The sequence below is a fragment of the Streptomyces sp. ASQP_92 genome, assembly GCF_025399895.1.
Taxonomy (GTDB): Bacteria; Actinomycetota; Actinomycetes; order Streptomycetales; family Streptomycetaceae; genus Streptomyces.
The window spans coordinates 45983-64838 of the sequence record NZ_JAODUA010000015.1; the positions used below are offsets into that span (position 1 = coordinate 45983).

Below are 18856 nucleotides of genomic sequence, written 5' to 3' on the forward strand. Positions count from 1 at the left end.
CCCGTTACGGGCAGGGGTCGAGGGGCTGCGGTAGCGGGTGCAACGCGTCGTCCGGGTCGGCGCCCGGTGACCCGGACGGCAGGTCTGCCGGGTGCGGCGGGGTGGGGGGCTTGGCGCGGAACGGGGCGAGAGCCGCGGCGAGTTGCTGCTGAAGGGCCTGCGGCAGGGGTTCGCCGTTGATGGAGCCGAGGACGTCCTCGGCGACCTGGTGCAGCTTGCTGTTGGTGTGCTGGGAGACGGTGACCAGCACGGTCCAGGCATCCTGCGGGCTGAGCCTGAACGAGGCCATCAGGGCGCCACGGGCCAGGTCGATGGCCGGACGGGTCTTCATGGCCCGGCGCAGTTGCTCGATCTCGCGGTGCAGGGCCTCGGTGGTCTCGGAGGGGGTCCGCTCGTTCACGCCGAACGCCTGAGGTCGCGCATCGGCTGGTGGCCGGGGAGCCGGCGGGTGTGGTCGGTGGCGGTGAACAGCGGCCAGGTGTGCGTCGCCCCGAGCAGTCTGTCCACCTGCGGGCGTGCGCCCTGGAGACGGATGAACTTGCCCTGCGCCAGGGCGTGGTGGCGGATGCGCAGCAGCGCGCCGAGCCCGGAGCAGTCGCAGAACTCGACGCCGCGCAAGTCGAGGAAGAGGCCATCGACCGACCTGTCGAGCGCCTCGCGCAGGGCGCTGTGGAGGGGCTGGGCGCTGTCGATGTCGAGGTCTCCGAAAACGTGGACGACATCGGACCCGTCGGCGGCGCGCACCAGCAGGTCGGCCGACGTGCCCGAGAGGGGACCCGTGGCCTGGGGGGACGGCTCTGGATCTTTCACGGCAGGCTCCCCATGAGGACTCCACCCGACTAGGTCCCTCCAAATTTGCCCCTCCCCACCCTCGCCCGTCAAGAGATACCGGAAATCTATTTCGTCCTTTTGGATGCGTGAATCCGATCTCCTATGCTGGGCGGATGGGTGGAGTACCGGAAGCGCATACCGGATGGACCTTCTTGACCAACCACGCCCGTGTCCTCGCGGCGATCGCCGAGGACCACACCGTGCGCATACGCGACATCGCGGCGCACTGCAGGCTGACCGAGAGATCGGTGCAGAACATCATTTCCGACCTGGAGCGGGACGGGTACCTGACGCACACCCGTGAGGGCCGCTCCAACATCTACCGGGTCGCGCCCGACAGGTCGCTGCGTCACCCGGCCGACCAGCGGTCCACCGTCTCGGATCTGCTGTCCCTGCTGGCCCAGCACGACGGCACGCGGCCCGAAGGCCCGTAGATTCCGGGCCTTTAAGGCCGCTCCAGCGAGGGCGACGCCGGCGCCGCCGGGGTCAGCGGCCGGCGCGTGTCATGGGCCGTCCGGGGTCAGAGGTCGGCCGGGTCGCACGGTTCGAGCGGTTCCAGCGCCGGGCCCTGGAGGACTTGGCCGTCGACACCGAAGCGCGAGCCGTGACACGGGCACTCCCACGTCCGCTCCGCGTTGTTGAACGCGACGAGACAGCCCAGATGGGTGCAGACGGCGGACACCGCGTGCAGCTCGCCCTCGTCGTCGCGGTGCACGGCGCAGGGCTTCCCCGCCGCTCGGACGACGGTGCCCTCGCCCCGCTGGAGCTTGGCGACCGGGCCGTTGGTGCCGTCGCCCAGGGTGTCCAGGCGGTCCTTGACGAAGTGCTTGCCCGCGTCCAGCTGGGCCTTGAGAAAGCCGGTCGCCGACCGCACGGCGGAGCCGACGCGGCGGGGGTCGTAGAGCTCGGCCCACGGTTCTCGACCGCCCGTGACCAGGGAGGCGATGAGCTGCCCGGCCAGTACGCCACCGGTCAGGCCCCAGCCCGCGAAGCCCGTGGCCACGTACACGTTGTCGCCCGCCGTGGGCAGGCCACCGATGAGGGGGAGGGTGTCGGTGGAGCTGTTGTCCTGCGCCGCCCACCGATGGGTGATGGCGACCTCGGGGAAACGCTCCTGGGCCCAGGCGTGCAGCCGGCCGTAGCCCGCCGCCGTGTCCTCGCCGGTGCCCGGCGTGAAGGCCTCTCCGGTGAGGAGCAGAAGCCGCTGTCCGTCCGGGAGCGGTGCGGTACGGATGGACCGCTTGCCCCCTTCCTCGGTGATGTACATGCCGCCGATGTCCTGGCCCGCGGGGAGCGGGCCCGCGATCACCAGATCGCGGTGCTGGGTGAGCCGGGTCGCCAGCACCCCGTGGTCGAAGAGCGGATGGTGGGTGGCCACCACCACATGACGGGCGCGGACGGTGGTCCCGGAGGCCGTGGTGACCCGGCACGGATCGCCCCCGTCCACCCCGGTGACACGGGTGTTCTCGTACACGCGGCCGCCCAGGGCCACGAGGTCGTCGACGATGCCCCGCAGATAGGCCAGGGGGTGGAACTGCGCCTGGTCCTCGACCCGGACGGCGCCGGCCACCGGATAGGGCAGTTCGGTCTCGGTGACGAAGGAGGCGTCGAGCCCCGCCGCGCGGGCCGCCTCGGCCTCGGCGCGCAGAGCGTCGACACCGTCGGGCTGCTCGCAGTAGGTCAGGGCGGGGCGGCGTTCGAGCGAGCAGTCGATGCCGAGTCGCTCGGCCACCTCGACGACATGGCGGAGCGCGGCGCTCTGCGAACGCGCGTACAGGCGGGCCGCCTCCTCGCCGTGCTTGTCGCGCAAGGTGTCATAGACGGCGGTGTGCAGCGCCGTGACCTTGCCCGTGGTGTGGCCCGTCACCCCGCCCGCCAGTCGGTCGGCCTCCAGGACGATGACGCTCAGGCCCGCACGGGCGAGTTCCCAGGCGGTGCTCAGCCCGGCGATGCCCCCGCCGATGACCGCCGCGTCCACCTCGGTGGCGGCGTCCAGGGGGCCGAACGAGGGGAACTCGACCGTCTGCATCCAGTACGACGGGCCGGGGACAGCGAGTGGCTTCATGTCCGGCGACTACCCCCCGAGCCCCGGCCCGATGCCTCGACTACGCCGACTGCGCGGCCCTCCCACCCCCGCCGCGGCCCGGCACCCGGCGTCGGCCCGGCCCCCGCTGAACTGCTGCGGGACGGGCCGGGAAACCCGCTCGTACCGTCCCCGGCGGAGCGGCCGTGGCGTTACAAGGCGGCGGCGCCGGGTACCGATGTCGGATCGGCGGGCCGGACGCCCGGGGCACAGGGAGGTAGGCATGGACACCTCATTGGACCGCATCGCCCAGCCATGGGGCAGCTGCACCGCCTATGGCCGGCACGGGACATGGCCGGTGCGCGTCGACACCCATCTGGCGGACGGGGTGCGGCCGGATGACGTCCAGCGATGGGTACAGGCCGCCTCCCTGTTGCACTCCGACGGTGACGCCATGGACATCGCGGTCGACGACGGCCGCATGGTCGGGGTGCGGGGCCGGGCGTCGGACCGGGTCAACCGCGGTCGCCTCGGCCCCAAGGACCTGTTCGGCTGGCAGGCCAACGCCTCGCCCGACCGGCTCGTCACTCCGCTGGTACGCCGTGACGGCCGTTTGGTCGCGTGTGACTGGGACACCGCGATGGACCTGATCGTGACGCGCTCGCGGGCTCTGCTCGACGAGCGCGGACCGGGGTCGATCGGGTTCTACACCTCGGGGCAGCTGTTCCTGGAGGAGTACTACAGCCTGGCGGTGCTCGCCCGGGCCGGCATCGGCACCCCTCACCTCGACGGCAACACCCGCATGTGCACGTCCACCGCGGCCGAGGCGCTCAAGGAGTCGTTCGGCAGCGACGGCCAGCCCGGCAGCTACGACGACCTCGACCACGCCGATGTCCTCGCGATGTTCGGCCACAACATGGCCGAGACACAGCCCGTGCAGTGGATGCGCGTCCTCGACCGGCTCGCGGGGAGCGATCCGCCCCGCCTGGTGTGCGTGGACCCGCGGCCCACCCCGGCGGCCCGCCATGCCACCGTGCATCTGGCTCCGCGAAGCGGCACCAACGTGGCGCTGCTCAACGCGCTGCTGCACGAGATCATCCGCCGCGACCGGGTCGACCACGCCTACATCGAGAAACACACCGTCGGCTTCGACGAGCTGACGAAGATGGTGGAGCATTGCACACCGTCCTGGGCACAGGACATCTGTGACGTCCCGGCCGCACGCGTCCGTGAGGCCGCCGAGATCCTGGGAAGCGCCGACCGGCTGCTGTCCACCGTGCTCCAGGGCGTCTACCAGTCCCACCAGGCCACGGCCGCCGCCGTGCAGGTCAACAACCTGCATCTGATCCGCGGCATGCTCGGCAGGCCGGGCGCCGGCGTGTTGCAGATGAACGGCCAGCCCTCCGCCCAGAACACCCGTGAGTGCGGGGCGAACGGGGACCTGCCCGGGTTTCGGAACTGGGAGAACGACGACCACGTCGCCGATCTGGCCCGGGTGTGGAACGTCGAACCGGCGACGATCCCGCACTACGGGCCGCCCACGCACGCCATGCAGATGTTCCGCTACGCCGAGCAGGGCTCGATCGGCATGCTGTGGATCAGCGGCACCAATCCCGCCGTGTCCCTGCCCGAACTGTCCCGCATCCGCTCCGTGCTGTCCCAGGACCGGCTGTTCACGGTGGTCCAGGACCTGTTCCTCACCGAGACCGCGCAGCTCGCCGACGTCGTGCTGCCGGCCGCGACCTGGGGCGAGAAGACCGGTACCTTCACCAACGCCGACCGCACGGTGCACCTGTGCGACAAGGCCGTGGAACCGCCCGGCGAGGCCCGGCCCGACCTCGACATCTTCCTCGACTACGCCGCCCGTATGGACTTCCGCGACAAGGACGGCGGGCCCCTGCTGCCCTGGCACGACCCGGAGTCGGCGTTCGAGGCGTGGAAGCGGTGCAGCGCCGGACGGCCCTGCGACTACACCGGTCTGTCCTACGCCCTGCTGCGCGGCGGCACCGGAATCCAGTGGCCCTGCACCGCCCGGTCGCCCCGGGGCACCGAGCGCCTGTACACCGACGGCATCACCTGGGCCCACCCCGACACCTGCGAGGCGTACGGCAAGGACCTCGTCACCGGCGCCCCCGTCACCGTCGTCGAGTACCGCTCCCTCAATCCCGACGGCAAGGCCGTCCTGAAGGCCGCCGAATACCTTCCGCCCCACGAGGAACCGGACGAGAGCCACCCGTTCCAGCTGACGACCGGCCGCACCCTCTACCACTTCCACACGCGCACCAAGACGGGACGCGCCCCGCAGCTGAACGCGGCGGCCCCGGACGTGTGGGTGGAGGCGTCCGCACCGGACGCCGAGGCGCTCGGCTTCCACGAAGGCGACCTGATGGAGGTCGCCACGCCGCGCGGCGCACTGCGGGCGCGTCTGCGGATCACCGACATCCGGCCGGGTCTGCTGTTCGTGCCGTTCCACTACGGCTATTGGGACACCCCGGCGGGTTCGGGGCCCGGTGCCGGCACGCCCGGACGCGCCGCCAACGAGACGACCGTCACGGACTGGGACCCCGTCTCCAAACAGCCCTTGTTCAAGACGGCCGCGGCCGCGCTGCGCCTGATCGAACGAGGCGACGGCACGAGCGCCCCCGCTCCCACCACCGCCGCGTCCGCGCCCGCCGAGCCGGACAGCGTCCCCGCCACGGCGGGAGGACGCCCGGCCCACGCTTTCCAGACGGCCGCCCCCGAGGAGAACGACGGTCAAGGAGGCGCACGGTGAACGGGATCGAACTCGTCCTGCGGGCCCTCCACCACGGCGAGCACCACTTGGCCGGGGAACTCTCGGCCGTCGCCGAACGCCATCGCGCCGAGCACGAGGTCCACCACGTGGCAACCGACCTCGCCGCCTGGTCGCACGAGCACGTACGCCTGCTGTCGGACACCGCCAGGACCCGCGGCCTCGATCTCGACGGCGCCCCCGATCCGTCCTCGACCGGCCTCCTCATGACGCGGAGCCGAACGGATGCGCCGGACGCGAAGGAGCCGGGCCTGCTTCTGCTGCGTGACCTGTGCGAGCTGCATCTGGCCGCCACCCGGAACTCGCTGTACTGGGAGATGCTCGCCCAGGCCGCGCAGGCCGGCAAGGAAGGCGAACTACTCGAACTCGCCTCCTCCTGCCACCCCCGGACGTTGCGCCAGCTTCGCTGGAGCAACTCCCTGATCAAGGTCCTCTCCCCGCAGACACTGACGAGCCTGTAGCGCCCGGCCGCCCGCGCAGACACCGCACCCCGACGCCGCTTCACCCGCACGGACCGGACCTGACCGCAAGGAACCATGGTGAGCCGTACATCCCCACCGTCGCGCTCCGCGGCCGACCCCCCGCCGCAGACACTGCGCGAGTACGCGCTGATCGCCGACGGTGAGCGTGGCGCGCTCATCGGGCCGCACGGCGACATCGCCTGGATGTGCCTGCCCCGATGGGACTCCGACGCCGTCTTCAGCACCCTCCTCGGAGGGCCCGGCCACTACGCGCTCACCCCCCACGGGCGGTATGTGTGGGGCGGTTACTACGAGAACGGCACCCTCGTCTGGCGGAGCCGCTGGATCACCGAGAACGGCGTCGTGGAGTGCCGCGAAGCCCTCGCCCTGCCGGCGGACCGGCACCGGGCCGTGCTGCTGCGCCGCCTGCACGCCATCGACGGCGAGGCCCGGCTCACCGTGGATCTGGCACCCGCCGCGGGCTTCGGCACCGACCGGTCCCGGGGACCCCACCGCGACGACGACGGCACGTGGAGCGCCCGCACCGGACAACTCCGCTGGCGCTGGAGCGGCGTACCCGAGGCGCGCTCCACCCGGTACGGCCACCGCGGCGGGCTCACGGCCGAGCTGCGCCTGCAAGCCGGTGAGCATCGCGATCTCGTACTGGAAATCTCGGAGCACGCCCTGCCCGGCGCACCCGACCCCGACAGCCTGTGGCGCGCCACCAGAGCCGCCTGGGCCCGTGAAGTACCCGCCCTCGACCACACGCTGGCCCCCGAGGACGCCCGCCACGCCTACACCGTGCTGCGCGGCCTCACCAGTTCCTCCGGCGGCATGGTCGCGGCCGCCACCACCAGCCTCCCCGAACGGGCCGAGGCCGGACGCAACTACGACTACCGCTACGTCTGGATCCGCGACCAGTGCTACGCGGGGCAGGCAGCGGCCGCCGCGGGCGGTCATCCCCTGCTCGACGACGCCGTACGGTTCATCGCGGCCCGCCTCCACGAGGACGGGGCCATGATGGCGCCCGCGTACACGGTCACCGGCGGCCCCGTGCCCGGCCCGCGCGAACTGGCGCTGCCCGGCTACCCCGGCGGCGGCAGCCAGGTCGGAAACCGGGTCAACCGCCAGTTCCAGCTCGACGCGTTCGGCGAAGCGCTGCTGTTGTTCGCCGCCGCTCACCGGCACGGCCGGCTGGACAACGACGGCTGGCGGGCGGTCGACATCGCGGCCGACGCCATCGCCCGGCGCCGGGGTGACGCCGACGCGGGCATCTGGGAACTCGAAGCACAGCACTGGACCCACAGCCGGCTGATCTGTGTCGCGGGGCTGCGGGCCGTCGCCAAGGCGGCACCGTCCGCGGGGCGCGCGGCCGCCTGGGCCTCCCTCGCGGATGTGATCCTTGCCGAGACGACCGCCAACGGCGTTCATCCATCGGGCCGTTGGCAACGGTCGACGCGCGACCCGTCCCTGGACGCCGCCCTCCTGCTGCCCCCTCTGCGCGGTGCGCTGTCGGCCGAGGACCCGCGGACCACCAGCACCCTGCGCGCCTATACCGAGGAACTCACCCGCGACCACTACGCCTACCGCTTCCGGCACGACCAGCGCCCCCTGGAAGAGGCCGAAGGGGCCTTCCTGTTCTGCGGTTACGTGATGGCGCTGGCCGAACACCAGCAGGGCAACCGGAACGAGGCCCTGCGCTGGTTCGAACGCAACCGTTCCGCCTGCGGTCCGCCGGGCCTGTTCGCCGAGGAGTACGACATCAGCCAGCGGCAGCTACGGGGCAACCTGCCGCAGGCCTTCGTCCACGCCATCATGCTGGAAAGCGCCGTACGCCTCGCCGCCCCGCCCGACGACGGCCTCTGAGTCCCGGGTCGCGTACGGGAAGCGGTGGATGTCAGGTGTGGAGACGGCTGTTGGCACCGTCGTGGCTGTCGGCGCTCTCCTCGTCGAACCAGTAGTCGCCGGCCGCCAGATAGCGGAAGGCGTGAGAGCTCTCGCCGGGCAGGGCCACGGTGACCGCACGCGTACCGTCCTTGCGGGCCTGCAGTTCGTGGGTGCCGGGGCGCCACTCGTTGAAGTCACCGACGACGCTGACCGGACCGGGCGGCGTGTCGACAGGAAGCACGAACGTGATCTCGATGCTGTCCTTGCGCCGCTTGCGTTCGAGCACGGCAACCTCCTGGAGGTGGATCGGGTTGGGCCCATCCTGGGGCCACCGGGTCGGACCCGCATGTCGACGCGCGCGCCGTTCGCGCGGCGCCGGAGTGCGCGCGACCGCCAGGGCTGCGGCCGACTGGCCCAGCCGGGCTTGCCGGGGGCCGGTGCGCGGTTTGAGATGTCAGCGAGACCCGCGCACCGAAGGCCTCGGCCGCCTCCCTCACCCGGGCGCCCGAATGCGTGCGAACCCGCGGACCGTGGGCGGCACATGGGGCCGTCCGTCGTGGGCGGCCGGGTTTCCCAGGGTGACCCCAGGAGAAAGGAGCTCGCCGTGACGACCGCGCGAGAGATCATGACCAGTGGAGCGGAGTGCATCGGTGAGCGGGACAGCGTCCTGGACGCGGCCCGCAAACTGGCCGAGCTGAACGTCGGCTCGCTGCCGATCTGCGGCATCGACGAGCGCCTGAAGGGCATGCTGACCGACCGCGACATCGTGGTCAAAGTGCTGGCCAAGGGCAAGGACCCGGCGACGACCCAGGCCGGCGAGCTCGCCCAGGGCGAGGCGGTGACGATCGGCGCCGACGACGACGCCGAGGAGATCCTGCGCACGATGGCCACGCACAAGGTGCGCCGTCTGCCCGTCATCGACGGACACCAACTCGTCGGCATCGTGGCGCAGGCCGATGTGGCCCGCGCCCTGCCGGACATCAAGGTCGGCGACCTCCTTGAGGCACTGTCGAGCGACTGACCGCGCGAGCGCCGCGCAAGGAGTTCGGATGGGCCGCCAGGGCAGGAGGAACCGGGCCAAGGGCGAGACGAAGAACGCCTCGGGCACGGATGGGGACAGCGGGTCGAGACAGGCTGAAGACGATGCCGACCGCGCCAGGAGCAAGGTGAAACAGGCCCGCGCCGACATCGAGGGCCGACCCCGCACGGCGGGTGGCCGTGCGAAGCGGGAGGCGAAGGAGCGGTAGTACGCGGTCGCGGCCGACAGGGGAGCGGGGGCGGCCGTCGGCGGTCCTGCCCCGGCATGGCGCGGGAGGCTCGCCCGGCATCGCGCGGGAGGGCTGAGCCGGCATCGCGGGGGAGGGCTGCCCCCGGCATCGCGCGCACCGCCACGGGCCGGCGGAGCGCGCCCGTGGCGGTGCGCGCGGCCCGCCCCCTTGCGAGGTCCGGCCGCCGCGGGGGAGTGGCGGCCTCGCGGTCGCCTTATGGGTGCTGCCCCGTCTCGCGGCGCTCCCGAGCCATGAGCGCGTCTCGGAGGGCGAACACGGAGGCACGGTCGGCGTCACGGGCGAACCGTTCGAGCAGTTCGGCCGCGGCCGGGTCCGGCCCGCCCTCCATCGCTTCTACGAGTGCGGCAATGTTCGGCCACTGGTCGCGGGAATGGTAATCGTCCACAGGATGTCCGGTTCTGTCGTATTTCAAGGTCGGCATCCGCCCCAACGGACTACTCATACCAGGACAGGACCACTCATGGCGCCCGCCCACGGCCCGAACCGCCGGACGGACCACGGGGTTACGTCCCCAGCCCGCGATGTCAGACCCGCTGCGCGCGGTGGAGCAGGGTGTGCAGCCCATGCGGGCGCAGGGCCGCGCGGGCGGCGTTCGCGCCGGGGGCGCCGTGGACGCCGCCGCCGGGATGCGCGGCCGCCGAGGCGAGATACAGGCCCTTGATCGGGGTCTCGGGCCGTCCGGTTCCGGGCACGGGACGGAAGATCGCCTGTTGGTGCAGGGCGGTGGTGCCGTTGTTGATGGCGCCCAGGTGCAGGTTCTCGTTCATGGCCTGGAGGGTGGTGGGCGCCAGGATGCGCCGGGCGCGGATCAGCGCACGGAACCCCGGCGCGTACCGCTCGACCTGGGCCTCGACCCGATCAGCCATGGCCTCCTGCTCCCGGGCGTCCCACCGGCCCGTGATGCCGTCGGGGCCGGCGTCGGAGGTGATGTCCTGCGGCACATGCGTATAGGCCCACGCCGATTCCGTACCCGCCGGTGAGCGGCTGGGGTCCGCGGTGGTCATCTGGCCGAGCAGGACGAACGGGGCGCCGGGGACCTGCCCCGTGGCGATCTCGGAGGCGAACCGGGACAGGCTGTCGACGCCGTCGGCGATGTGGACCGTTCCCGCTCCGGCCGCGCCGGGTGCCTCCCACGGCACGGGGCCCGACAGCGCCCAGTCGACCTTGAACGTCGCGAAGTCCCACTGGAAGCGCTCCAAGTCGCGCACCAAGCGCGACGGAAGGTGTTCCTCGCCCACCAAGTCCCGGTAGAGGGCCGGCGCCGAGACATCGGCGAGCACCGCCCTGCGTGCGCCGATCGTCTCTCCGTGGGCTGTCACGACCCCGGTAGCCGCGCCGCCGCGTACGACCACGGAAGCGACGCGCTCCCCGCAGCGCACGGCGCCCCCGCGCTTCTCCAGGCGGCCGACCAGCGCCGCGGTCAGGGCGCGCGCGCCACCCACCGGAACGGGGAAGCCGTGGCTCTGCCCGAGCATCGCCATCAGCCAGCCGAAGCCGCCGCTGACCGCCGACTCGGGGGCCAGGTCGGCGTGCAGGGCGCAGCCGGCCAGCAACAGCCGGCCCCCTTCTCCCGCGAACTCCTCCTCGCCCAGGCGCCGTACGGGCAGCACCAGGTTCCGGGCCAGCCGGAGGCCGCCGGGTGCCCGGAGTTTCGCCGCCAGCCGGAGCCCGGCGCGAACCGGCGGGAAGGGGGCGAACAGGGCCCGCACCATGTCCGGGCCCACCCGGCGCCACATGTCGTACATGGACTGCCAGGCCTCGCCGTCGCGCGGCCCGAATTCCGTCAACCCGGCCGCGGTGTCCCGCACTTGGCGCTCCAGCACCGCACATCGGCCGTCGCTCAGCGGATGCGCCAGAACCCGCGGGGCATGGCTCCACCGCAGGCCTTCGGCCGCGAGGTCGAGGCGGTTCAGGACGGGGGAGGCGGCCGCCAGGGGATAGAAGGCGCTGAAGAGGTCCGAGACGTAGTCGGGATGGACACCGCGGTCGCTGCGGACCGCGCCGCCCGGTTCCTGCTGTGTCTCCAGGACCTCCACGCTCCAGCCGGCGTCCGCCAGCACGTTCGCGGCCACCAGACCGTTGGGGCCGGCGCCGATCACCACCGCGTCAGGCATGGTGGGCCTCGGCGCCGGCGCGCTCGCCCTCGACGACCTTGGCCAGGCGCGCCAGCATGCCCCGGTGGCGCAGTTGGAGCAGGACCTCGGTGACGGGGTTGTGCAGCGTGCCGCCCAGGCCGCGCAGGGGGTGTTCGTCGCAGATGACCAGGGTGCCGTTCCCCCAGGGCCTGAGCTGGAGGAAGATCCGCGCGCTGCCGAGCGACTTGAAGCTCGCCTCCAGCTCCAGCTCCCGGCACGTCTCGCTGTGGCGGACGGTCGTCGTGCCGTCGCCCGACCATGGGCCCGCGCGGAGGGTGAAGCGAAGCCGCGAGCCGGTCTCGGGCCACGACCGGTCGATGGGCACGGACTTGTCCGGCCCCACCACCCAGTCCCCGTACCGCTCGGGATCGGAGAGCACCGCCCACACATCGGTAGGAGAGCGGTGGATCAGCTGATGGCGGATGGCCATGAGAGGGGTCCTCCTTGGCGACGCGGGTGGTGGGGCCGGGTGCCCGCGCCTCGGGGTGCCAAACGCCCCTCATCGGACACGCACGGCCCTCTCGACACTCAGGCCCATGGTGCGCGCCCCCGGGTGGGCCCGCATCCCGCGCCCCGCCCGGACGCTCCAGGCGGTGTTCCTCGTTCGCGGCAGGCGGTGGACCGTCGCCCACCGTGTGCGGCCGGTTCCTCACCCGACTGGCGGGGCCGGGCACCCGTCTCACCCAGGGTGCGTGGCCACATGCCCCGCCTTCCACGTGCGGCGCCCCGCGACCCTCAACACACTGGGAGGAGGCGAAGAGGACGCCGCTCGTCCCGCACCGGAGGAGTTTCACCGTGGCCGAACAACCCCCGTCCGTTCGTCCCCCCGTGGACATCCGGGTCGCATCCGTGCCGGCCGGCCATGTGTATGTGCGGCACTGCTCGGCGCCGGACGACGGCGTCGCACGGCTCAGGGACCCCCGGCCCAACGGCGCTCCCAGCACGTCGCAGCGCTGGTGGCCGCCCGTCATGCTCGACCCCGACTGGGTGAGCGCCCACCACAAGGACTTCGACGTCTTCCATCTGCACTTCGGGTTCGACGCCCAGAGCCCCGCCCAGCTGACCGCCCTCGTGGACACCCTGCGGCGGCACGGCAAGCCGCTGGTGTACACGGTGCACGACCTGCGCAACCCCCATCAGCTCGACCCCGCCACCCACGACGCCGCGCTGAATGTGGTGATCCCGGCGGCCGACCAGCTCATCACGCTCACCCCGGGCGCCGCCGAGGTCATCGGCCACCGCTGGAACCGCACGGCAGACGTCCTGCCCCACCCCCATGTGGTGGAACTGCCCCTGGTGGCCGGTCCCAGGCCCGTCCACGACCAGTTCCGGGTCGGCGTCCACGCCAAGAGCCTGCGGCCGAACATGGCCGTGCTGCCCGTCGTACGCGTACTCGCCGACACGCTCGCCGAGCTCGCGGACGCGGAGCTCCAGGTGAACATCCACCGCGAGGTCGCCGACCCGGCCTCCCCGGCCCACAACCCCCAAGTCATCGAAGAACTCAGGAAGTTGGCACACCGGGGCCGACTCACCCTGACCATTCACGACTACTTCGACGACGAACAGCTGTGGGACTACCTGGCGTCCCTCGACCTGTCCGTGCTGCCCTACCTCTTCGGTACGCACTCGGGATGGCTGGAGGCATGCCACGACCTGGGCACCGCCGTCGCCGCCCCGGACTGCGGGTTCTACGCCCAGCAGCGCCCCTGTCTGACCTATGGGCACACCCAGCAGGGCGGTCTCGACGAGGAGTCCCTGCGCAAGGCCGTGCTGCGGGCGTACGAGGAGAGGCCGGCGCCCCGGGCCACCGAACACCACCGGGCACGGGAGCGTGCCGACCTCGCCGCCGCCCACCGCTCCCTCTACACCCGGCTGTTGCGATGAACCCGCTGAGAGTGGCGCTGATCGCGTCCGCGCGCTTCCCCATCAACGAACCGTTCGCCGGCGGGCTCGAAGCCCACACCTGGGGGCTTGCCCATGCCCTGACCCGGCGCGGACACCAGGTGGAACTCTTCGCCGCACCCGGCTCCGACCCGGCACTCGAAGCACGCGAACTGCCCGTGCGGCGCGTGGTGTTGAGCTCGGCGGCCCGCTCCGACGCCAGCATGCCGAGCACCACGTGGATGGAGGAACACCACGCCTACCTCGGGCTGATGCTGGACCTGGCACGCGACGGCGAGCACCGCTTCGACGTGGTGCACAACAACAGCCTCCACTATCTGCCCGTGGCGATGGCCTCGGCCCTGCGTGTTCCGGTGATCACCACCCTGCACACACCACCCACCCCATGGCTGGAGTCCGCCATCCAGAGCCATGACGCCTGCCCGGTCGTCTTCACCGCCGTCAGCGAGTTCACGGCCTTCGCCTGGCGGCCGACGGTGCCCGAGGCCCTGGTGGTGCGCAACGGCATCGACACCGACTTCTGGACGCCGGGCCCGGGCGGCTCCGATCTGGTGTGGTCGGGCCGCATCGTGCCGGAGAAGGGCCCCCACCTCGCCATCGGCGCGGCCCGCGCGGCCGGCGTACCGCTGAAGCTGGCGGGGCCCGTCTCCGACGAGCGGTACTTCGAGGAGGAGGTCGCCCCGCTGCTCGAAGACGGCGTGCAGTACATGGGCCACCTCGACCGCAAGGAGCTCGCCGAACTGCTTGGCACGTCCGCCGCCGCCCTGGTGACGCCGAGCTGGGACGAACCGTACGGCCTCGTGGTCGCCGAGGCGCTGGCCTGCGGCACACCCGTCTGCGGGTTCGATCGCGGCGCGCTGGCGGAGATCCTCACACCGGAATGCGGACTGCTCGCACCCCCGGGAGACGTCGCCGCCCTCGCCGCGCTCATCCCGCGGGCCATGCGGCTTGACCGCCGGGCCGCCCGGCGCAGGGCGGAGCTGTTCTGCTCGCTCCAGCACACCGCCGACGCCTACACCACCTTGTACGAGCGGGTGACGAGGTGATCGGCTACTACGTCCACCACCAGGGCCGGGGCCATCTCCACCGCGCGCAGTGCATCGCCGCCCGGATGGCGGGCCCGGTGACCGTCCTGTCCTCGCTGCCGCGGCCCGAGACATGGCGGGGCCCCTGGGTCGCTCTGCCCCCGGACACGGCGGACGACCCGCTCGACCACACCGCCCGGGGCCGGCTGCACTGGGTACCCGTGCACCACCGGGGGCACCGCGAACGCATGGGGATCATCGCGGAGTGGATCAGACGGGAGAATCCCGCGCTGTTCGTCAGCGACGTATCGGTGGAGGCCGCCACCATGGCGCGGCTCATGGGGATCCCGGTCGTCGTCGCGGCCATGCGCGGCGACCGCCGGGACAAGGCGCACCGCCTCGGCTACGACCTCGCGGACGCGCTGCTCGCACCCTGGCCGGCCACCCTGCCCGAGCCGGGCTGGCCCGCGCACTGGCACGCCAAGACCGTGCACACCGGGAGCATTTCGCGCTACGACGCCCGAGCGCGACCCACGGCCCGCGGCCACCGGGAACGTACCCGCGGCGACGTCGTGGTGATGCTCGGGGCGGGCGGCGCCGACGTCGGCTCAGCTCACCTGAGAGAAGCGGCCCTGGCCACCCCCGACTGGTCGTGGACCCTCCTCGGCGGCCCCGGAGCCCCCTGGGTGGAGGATCCCTGGCCGTTGCTGTGCCGCGCGGGCGTGGTCGTCACCCACGCCGGGCAGAACGCCGTCGCGGAGTGCGCGGCGGCGCGCGTGCCCACCATCGTCATCCCGCAGGACCGTCCGCACGGTGAACAGCACGCCACCGCAAGGGCGTTGAAGGCGGGGGACCTGGCCACCGTGCGGGACGCCTGGCCCAGTGCCGAGGAGTGGCCCGCGCTGCTCGCGGAAGCCGTCGCCCGGCCGGAGCGCTGGGGCAGCTGGTCGCACGGCGACGGCGCCGAGCGCGCGGCCCGGCTCCTCACCGACCTGGCCAACCGCGTTCCGGGGCGGTCCGCGTGCGCACCGCGGTGATCACGATCGCCGCCGGCCGGCACCGTCATCTGCTGCTCCAGCAGGACGGGCTCGCCCGGGGCGTGCGCACCCCCGATCAGTATGTGATCGTCGCCATGGACGACCCGGACATCGGCCCGCTCACCGCCGGCCGCGCACCCGCACCCCACGTGCTCGACCTGCCGCTGACGGAGGGCCGCCTGCCGCTGGCCGCCGCCCGCAACGCGGGGGCCGCCCGGGCCCTCGAAGGCGGCGCCGATCTGCTGGTCTTCCTCGACGTGGACTGCGTACCGGGCCCCACCCTCGTGGACCGCTACGCCCGGGTCGCCGAGGACGGCGCGCTGCTGTGCGGAACGGTCGCCTATCTGCCGCCCCCGCCGCCTGGGGGCTACGACCTCGACCTTCTCGCCGACCTGGCCCCGCCCCATCCGGCGCGGCCGGCCCCCGCCGACGCGGAGGTCCACCGCGCGGGAGACCCCCGCCTCTTCTGGTCACTGTCCTTCGCCCTCACCGCGCCCACCTGGAACCGCGTCGGCGGGTTCTGCGAGTCGTACTCCGGTTACGGAGGCGAGGACACCGACTTCTGCGCCACGGCCACGCGCCGGGGAGTGGATCTGTGGTGGGTGGGCGGCGCGCCCGCCTATCACCAGCACCATCCCACCCACGATCCACCCGTCCAGCACCTCGACGACATTCTGCGCAACGGGGCGCTCTACAAACGGCGTTGGGGAACCTGGCCCATGATCGGCTGGCTCCGCGCCTTCGAGGCGCTGGGCCTCGCCGTGCACGACCCGGCCCGTGACACCTGGCGCAAACGGTGAGCCGGGGGCGCGGCCCGGCCCGTGAATCGACCGTCCCGACCGGTTCACCGCCCCCGCCGGGGGCACGCGCCCACCGAAGGCACGACGCGGATACGAGCTGTTCACGGCGGCACACCCACAAGGAGACGCGATGAGGGCACTGACCTGGCACGGCAAGCGCGACGTACGCGTGGACACCGTGCCCGACCCCACCATCCGGGACGCGGACGACGTCATCGTCCAGGTGACGACGACCGGCCTGTGCGGGTCGGACCTCCACCTCTACGAGGTACTCGGCCCCTTCCTCGACCCGGGGGACATCCTGGGACACGAGCCCATGGGCATCGTCCAGGAGGTGGGCCCGGACGTCACCACGCTGAAGCCGGGGGACCGGGTGGTGATCCCCTTCAACGTCTCGTGCGGCACCTGCTTCATGTGCGACCAGGGTCTTCAGTCGCAGTGCGAGACCACCCAGGTACACGAACACGGCACCGGCGCCTCGCTGTTCGGCTACACCAAGCTCTACGGACAGGTGCCCGGCGGCCAGGCGCAGTACCTGCGGGTCCCGTTCGGGAACACGCTGCCCATCCGGGTGCCGCAGGGGCCCTCCGACGACCGCTTCGTCTATCTGTCCGACGTCCTGCCCACGGCATGGCAGGCGGTCGAGTACGCTGCCGTCCCGCCCGGAGGCAGCGTCGCCATCCTGGGCCTGGGGCCCATCGGCGACATGAGCGCCCGCATCGCGGCCCACCGCGGCGCCGGAACCGTCATCGGCATCGACCTCGTACCGGAGCGCCTGGAGCGGGCCCGCCGGCGCGGCATCCACACCCTCGACCTCCAGGAGTGCGGCGACCACCTCACCGACGCCGTCCGCGACCTCACCGGGGGCCGCGGACCCGACGCCGTCATCGACGCGGTGGGCATGGAGGCGCACGGCAGCCGGGTCGCGGCCGCGGCCCAGGGCATGACGTCCCTGCTGCCCGACGCGCTCGCCTCGGCCATGATGAAGCGCGCCGGAATCGACCGTCTCTCCGCGCTCTACACGGCGATCGACCTCGTCCGCAGGGGAGGGACGATCTCCGTCTCCGGCGTCTACGGCGGCGCCGCCGACCCGCTGCCCCTGCTGACCATGTTCGACAAGCAGCTCCAACTGCGCATGGGCCAGGCCAACGTCCGCCGCTGGGTCGACGACATCCTCCCCCTCCTCACCGACGAAGACCCGTTGGGCGTCGACGACTTCGCGACGCACCGACTGACGTTGGAGCAGGCGCCCGACGCGTACGAGATGTTCCAGAAGAAGCGCGACGGCGCGGTCAAGGTGCTTTTCACGCCCTGAACGCGCGCGCCCTGAACTCGCGGGAGTTCAGGGCGAGTTGAGGCGCACAGGAAAGGGGTGGGTGTCGGCATCGGGAGATGTGGGCACCCACCCGGGCGTCGAGGGTGCCTCAGTCCGCGAGCGCCGTGATGCGGGCGCACTCTCGTACGACCGCCTCGAAGCTGTGGTGCTGACGGTGAATCTCGCGCTGGCGGTCGGCGCCGGTGCCCTGTTCGGTCAGCCGGGCCAGAGTGCGCCGGGCGCGGTCCAGGTCGCCGCTGTCGGACAGCGCGTCCTCGACGTGGGACAGGAGGGAGGCGACGACCTCCGACGCGGGCTTGTCCCGCATCGTGAGCGGGTCGACGAGGGAGCCGCCAAGGCCCGATCGGGCGGCCCGCCAGGACGCCAGGCGCAGCAGGCCCGCGCTCACCGGAGCCGGGGGCCGGCCGGCCCGCCAGTCCGCGGCGGCGGTCTCCACCAGGCCGCGGACGAGCGTGGCGATCAGCACGGTGGTGCTCGGCTGGAGACACACGTCCGCGACGCGGACCTCCACCGTCGGGTAGCGCGCGGAGAGTCGCGCGTCGAAGTAGATCATCCCGTCGTCCCGCAGGGCGCCGGTGGCGAGCATCGACTCGACGTGCCGGTGGTAGCGGTCGGCGGAGCCGAAGATCTCGGTCGGGCCGGCGGAGGGCCAGCGGTTCCAGACCCGGCTGCGGTAACTGCTGTAACCGCTGTCCTCGCCCTGCCAGAAGGGCGAGTTCCCGCTGATCGCGGTCAGCACCGACAGCCAGGGGCGGATCCGGTCGAGTACGGCGACACCCTCGTCGTCCGATTCGACCGCGACGTGCACATGGCAGCCGCAGGTGAGCTGCTCGCGGGCGGTGAGCCCGAAGTTCCGGGCCATCCAGATGTGGCGCTCGCCGAGCTCCAGCGAGGGCTGCACCGGCACGGGAGAGGTGGCCAGGGCCGCCACCGTGGCCCCCGCCTTCTCGGCACGGGCGGCCGCTTCCCGGCGCCGCATGATGATCTCTTCCTCGATGTCGCTCATCGCCGTCAGAGGGCTGGTGGCGAACTCCACCTGCTCCTTCTGGAGCTCCGTCTCGAACTCCTGCTCCTCGGCCTCGCCGTCCTTCCGGGAGGCCGGCGGCGAGGTGACGACCGGGGAGAGCGCCAGAACCTCACCGGTCCGCGCGCTCACCATGAGCAGCTCTTCTTCAACCCCGACGGTGCGCATGCGCAGTCTCCGATCCATACCGGTGCCCAGCTAGGTACTGACGTGTGCCCCGACAAGGCGGAGTCATACGGCAGGACCGGGCGGCGGGCCTCGTCCCGGCGCGGGCCGGGCGGGTCACGATCGCGAGCCCGGCCGGCGCGGTGGGGC

The 18856-nt window shown here is 72.4% G+C and carries 18 protein-coding genes; 10 read left to right on the forward strand and 8 right to left on the reverse strand.

Features of this window, described 5'->3' with window-relative positions:
- Positions 1–4: 4 nt before the first annotated feature.
- A complete protein-coding gene (locus tag N4G70_RS26825) occupies positions 5–400 on the reverse strand; it encodes an ANTAR domain-containing protein (RefSeq protein ID WP_261715293.1) in 396 nt (131 codons plus the stop codon).
- Positions 397–810: an STAS domain-containing protein gene (locus N4G70_RS26830; protein WP_261715294.1), complete on the reverse strand. Its 414-nt coding sequence runs from the start codon at positions 808–810 to the stop codon at positions 397–399. Before N4G70_RS26830 ends, N4G70_RS26825 begins: the two co-directional genes overlap by 4 nt.
- Before the next feature lie 134 nt (positions 811–944).
- Here N4G70_RS26830 and N4G70_RS26835 point away from each other — a divergent pair, with 134 nt between their 5' ends.
- Positions 945–1265 (forward strand): helix-turn-helix domain-containing protein, encoded by a 321-nt coding sequence (locus N4G70_RS26835; protein ID WP_261715295.1) that lies wholly within the window; start codon positions 945–947, stop codon positions 1263–1265.
- Between the two features lie 86 nt (positions 1266–1351).
- On the opposite strand, the gene N4G70_RS26840 is transcribed toward N4G70_RS26835, so the two are convergent.
- Entirely contained in the window at positions 1352–2896 is a 1545-nt protein-coding gene (locus N4G70_RS26840) for an FAD-dependent oxidoreductase (RefSeq protein ID WP_399036971.1), read from the reverse strand.
- A 241-nt stretch (positions 2897–3137) separates the two neighbouring features.
- On the opposite strand from N4G70_RS26840, the gene N4G70_RS26845 reads away from it, so the two are divergent.
- The 3 genes from N4G70_RS26845 (at position 3138) to N4G70_RS26855 (ending at position 7972) form a co-directional block, all read left to right on the forward strand.
- Complete coding sequence (locus N4G70_RS26845; RefSeq protein WP_261715296.1) at positions 3138–5627, forward strand: molybdopterin oxidoreductase family protein; 2490 nt, start codon at positions 3138–3140, stop codon at positions 5625–5627.
- A complete protein-coding gene (locus N4G70_RS26850; RefSeq protein WP_261715297.1) occupies positions 5624–6106 on the forward strand; it encodes a hypothetical protein in 483 nt (160 codons plus the stop codon). Before N4G70_RS26845 ends, N4G70_RS26850 begins: the two co-directional genes overlap by 4 nt.
- A gap of 75 nt (positions 6107–6181) precedes the next feature.
- A complete protein-coding gene (locus tag N4G70_RS26855) occupies positions 6182–7972 on the forward strand; it encodes a glycoside hydrolase family 15 protein (protein WP_261715298.1) in 1791 nt (596 codons plus the stop codon).
- Positions 7973–8003: 31 nt separating this feature from the next.
- Here N4G70_RS26855 and N4G70_RS26860 read toward each other — a convergent pair whose 3' ends face one another.
- Positions 8004–8279, reverse strand: coding sequence for a hypothetical protein (locus tag N4G70_RS26860; RefSeq protein ID WP_120726504.1), 276 nt, complete (start codon positions 8277–8279; stop codon positions 8004–8006).
- A gap of 318 nt (positions 8280–8597) precedes the next feature.
- Here N4G70_RS26860 and N4G70_RS26865 point away from each other — a divergent pair, with 318 nt between their 5' ends.
- Complete coding sequence (locus N4G70_RS26865) at positions 8598–9014, forward strand: CBS domain-containing protein (protein ID WP_261715299.1); 417 nt, start codon at positions 8598–8600, stop codon at positions 9012–9014.
- A 461-nt stretch (positions 9015–9475) separates the two neighbouring features.
- Here the strand turns inward: N4G70_RS26865 and N4G70_RS26870 are convergent, their stop codons facing one another.
- The 3 genes from N4G70_RS26870 to N4G70_RS26880 form a co-directional block, all read right to left on the reverse strand.
- The gene (locus N4G70_RS26870) at positions 9476–9667 is read right to left on the reverse strand and encodes a hypothetical protein (protein ID WP_261715300.1); all 192 of its coding nucleotides are present in this window, start codon (positions 9665–9667) and stop codon (positions 9476–9478) included.
- Between the two features lie 139 nt (positions 9668–9806).
- Positions 9807–11396 (reverse strand): NAD(P)/FAD-dependent oxidoreductase, encoded by a 1590-nt coding sequence (locus N4G70_RS26875; protein ID WP_261715301.1) that lies wholly within the window; start codon positions 11394–11396, stop codon positions 9807–9809.
- Positions 11389–11847: an SRPBCC family protein gene (locus N4G70_RS26880; protein WP_261715302.1), complete on the reverse strand. Its 459-nt coding sequence runs from the start codon at positions 11845–11847 to the stop codon at positions 11389–11391. Before N4G70_RS26880 ends, N4G70_RS26875 begins: the two co-directional genes overlap by 8 nt.
- A 365-nt stretch (positions 11848–12212) precedes the next feature.
- On the opposite strand from N4G70_RS26880, the gene N4G70_RS26885 reads away from it, so the two are divergent.
- The 5 genes from N4G70_RS26885 (at position 12213) to N4G70_RS26905 (ending at position 17496) form a co-directional block, all read left to right on the forward strand.
- On the forward strand, positions 12213–13301 hold the full coding sequence (locus N4G70_RS26885) for a glycosyltransferase family 1 protein (RefSeq protein WP_261715303.1): 1089 nt from the start codon (positions 12213–12215) through the stop codon (positions 13299–13301).
- The gene (locus tag N4G70_RS26890; RefSeq protein ID WP_261715304.1) at positions 13298–14365 is read left to right on the forward strand and encodes a glycosyltransferase; all 1068 of its coding nucleotides are present in this window, start codon (positions 13298–13300) and stop codon (positions 14363–14365) included. The genes N4G70_RS26885 and N4G70_RS26890 overlap by 4 nt, the downstream gene beginning before the upstream one ends.
- The gene (locus N4G70_RS26895; RefSeq protein WP_261715305.1) at positions 14362–15381 is read left to right on the forward strand and encodes a glycosyltransferase; all 1020 of its coding nucleotides are present in this window, start codon (positions 14362–14364) and stop codon (positions 15379–15381) included. The genes N4G70_RS26890 and N4G70_RS26895 overlap by 4 nt, the downstream gene beginning before the upstream one ends.
- Complete coding sequence (locus N4G70_RS26900) at positions 15366–16181, forward strand: glycosyltransferase family 2 protein (RefSeq protein WP_261715306.1); 816 nt, start codon at positions 15366–15368, stop codon at positions 16179–16181. The genes N4G70_RS26895 and N4G70_RS26900 overlap by 16 nt, the downstream gene beginning before the upstream one ends.
- 130 nt (positions 16182–16311) lie before the next feature.
- Positions 16312–17496, forward strand: a complete 1185-nt coding sequence (locus tag N4G70_RS26905; RefSeq protein WP_261715307.1) for a zinc-dependent alcohol dehydrogenase — start codon at positions 16312–16314, stop codon at positions 17494–17496.
- A gap of 109 nt (positions 17497–17605) precedes the next feature.
- Here the strand turns inward: N4G70_RS26905 and N4G70_RS26910 are convergent, their stop codons facing one another.
- Entirely contained in the window at positions 17606–18709 is a 1104-nt protein-coding gene (locus N4G70_RS26910) for a glutamate--cysteine ligase (RefSeq protein ID WP_261715308.1), read from the reverse strand.
- Positions 18710–18856: the final 147 nt, after the last annotated feature.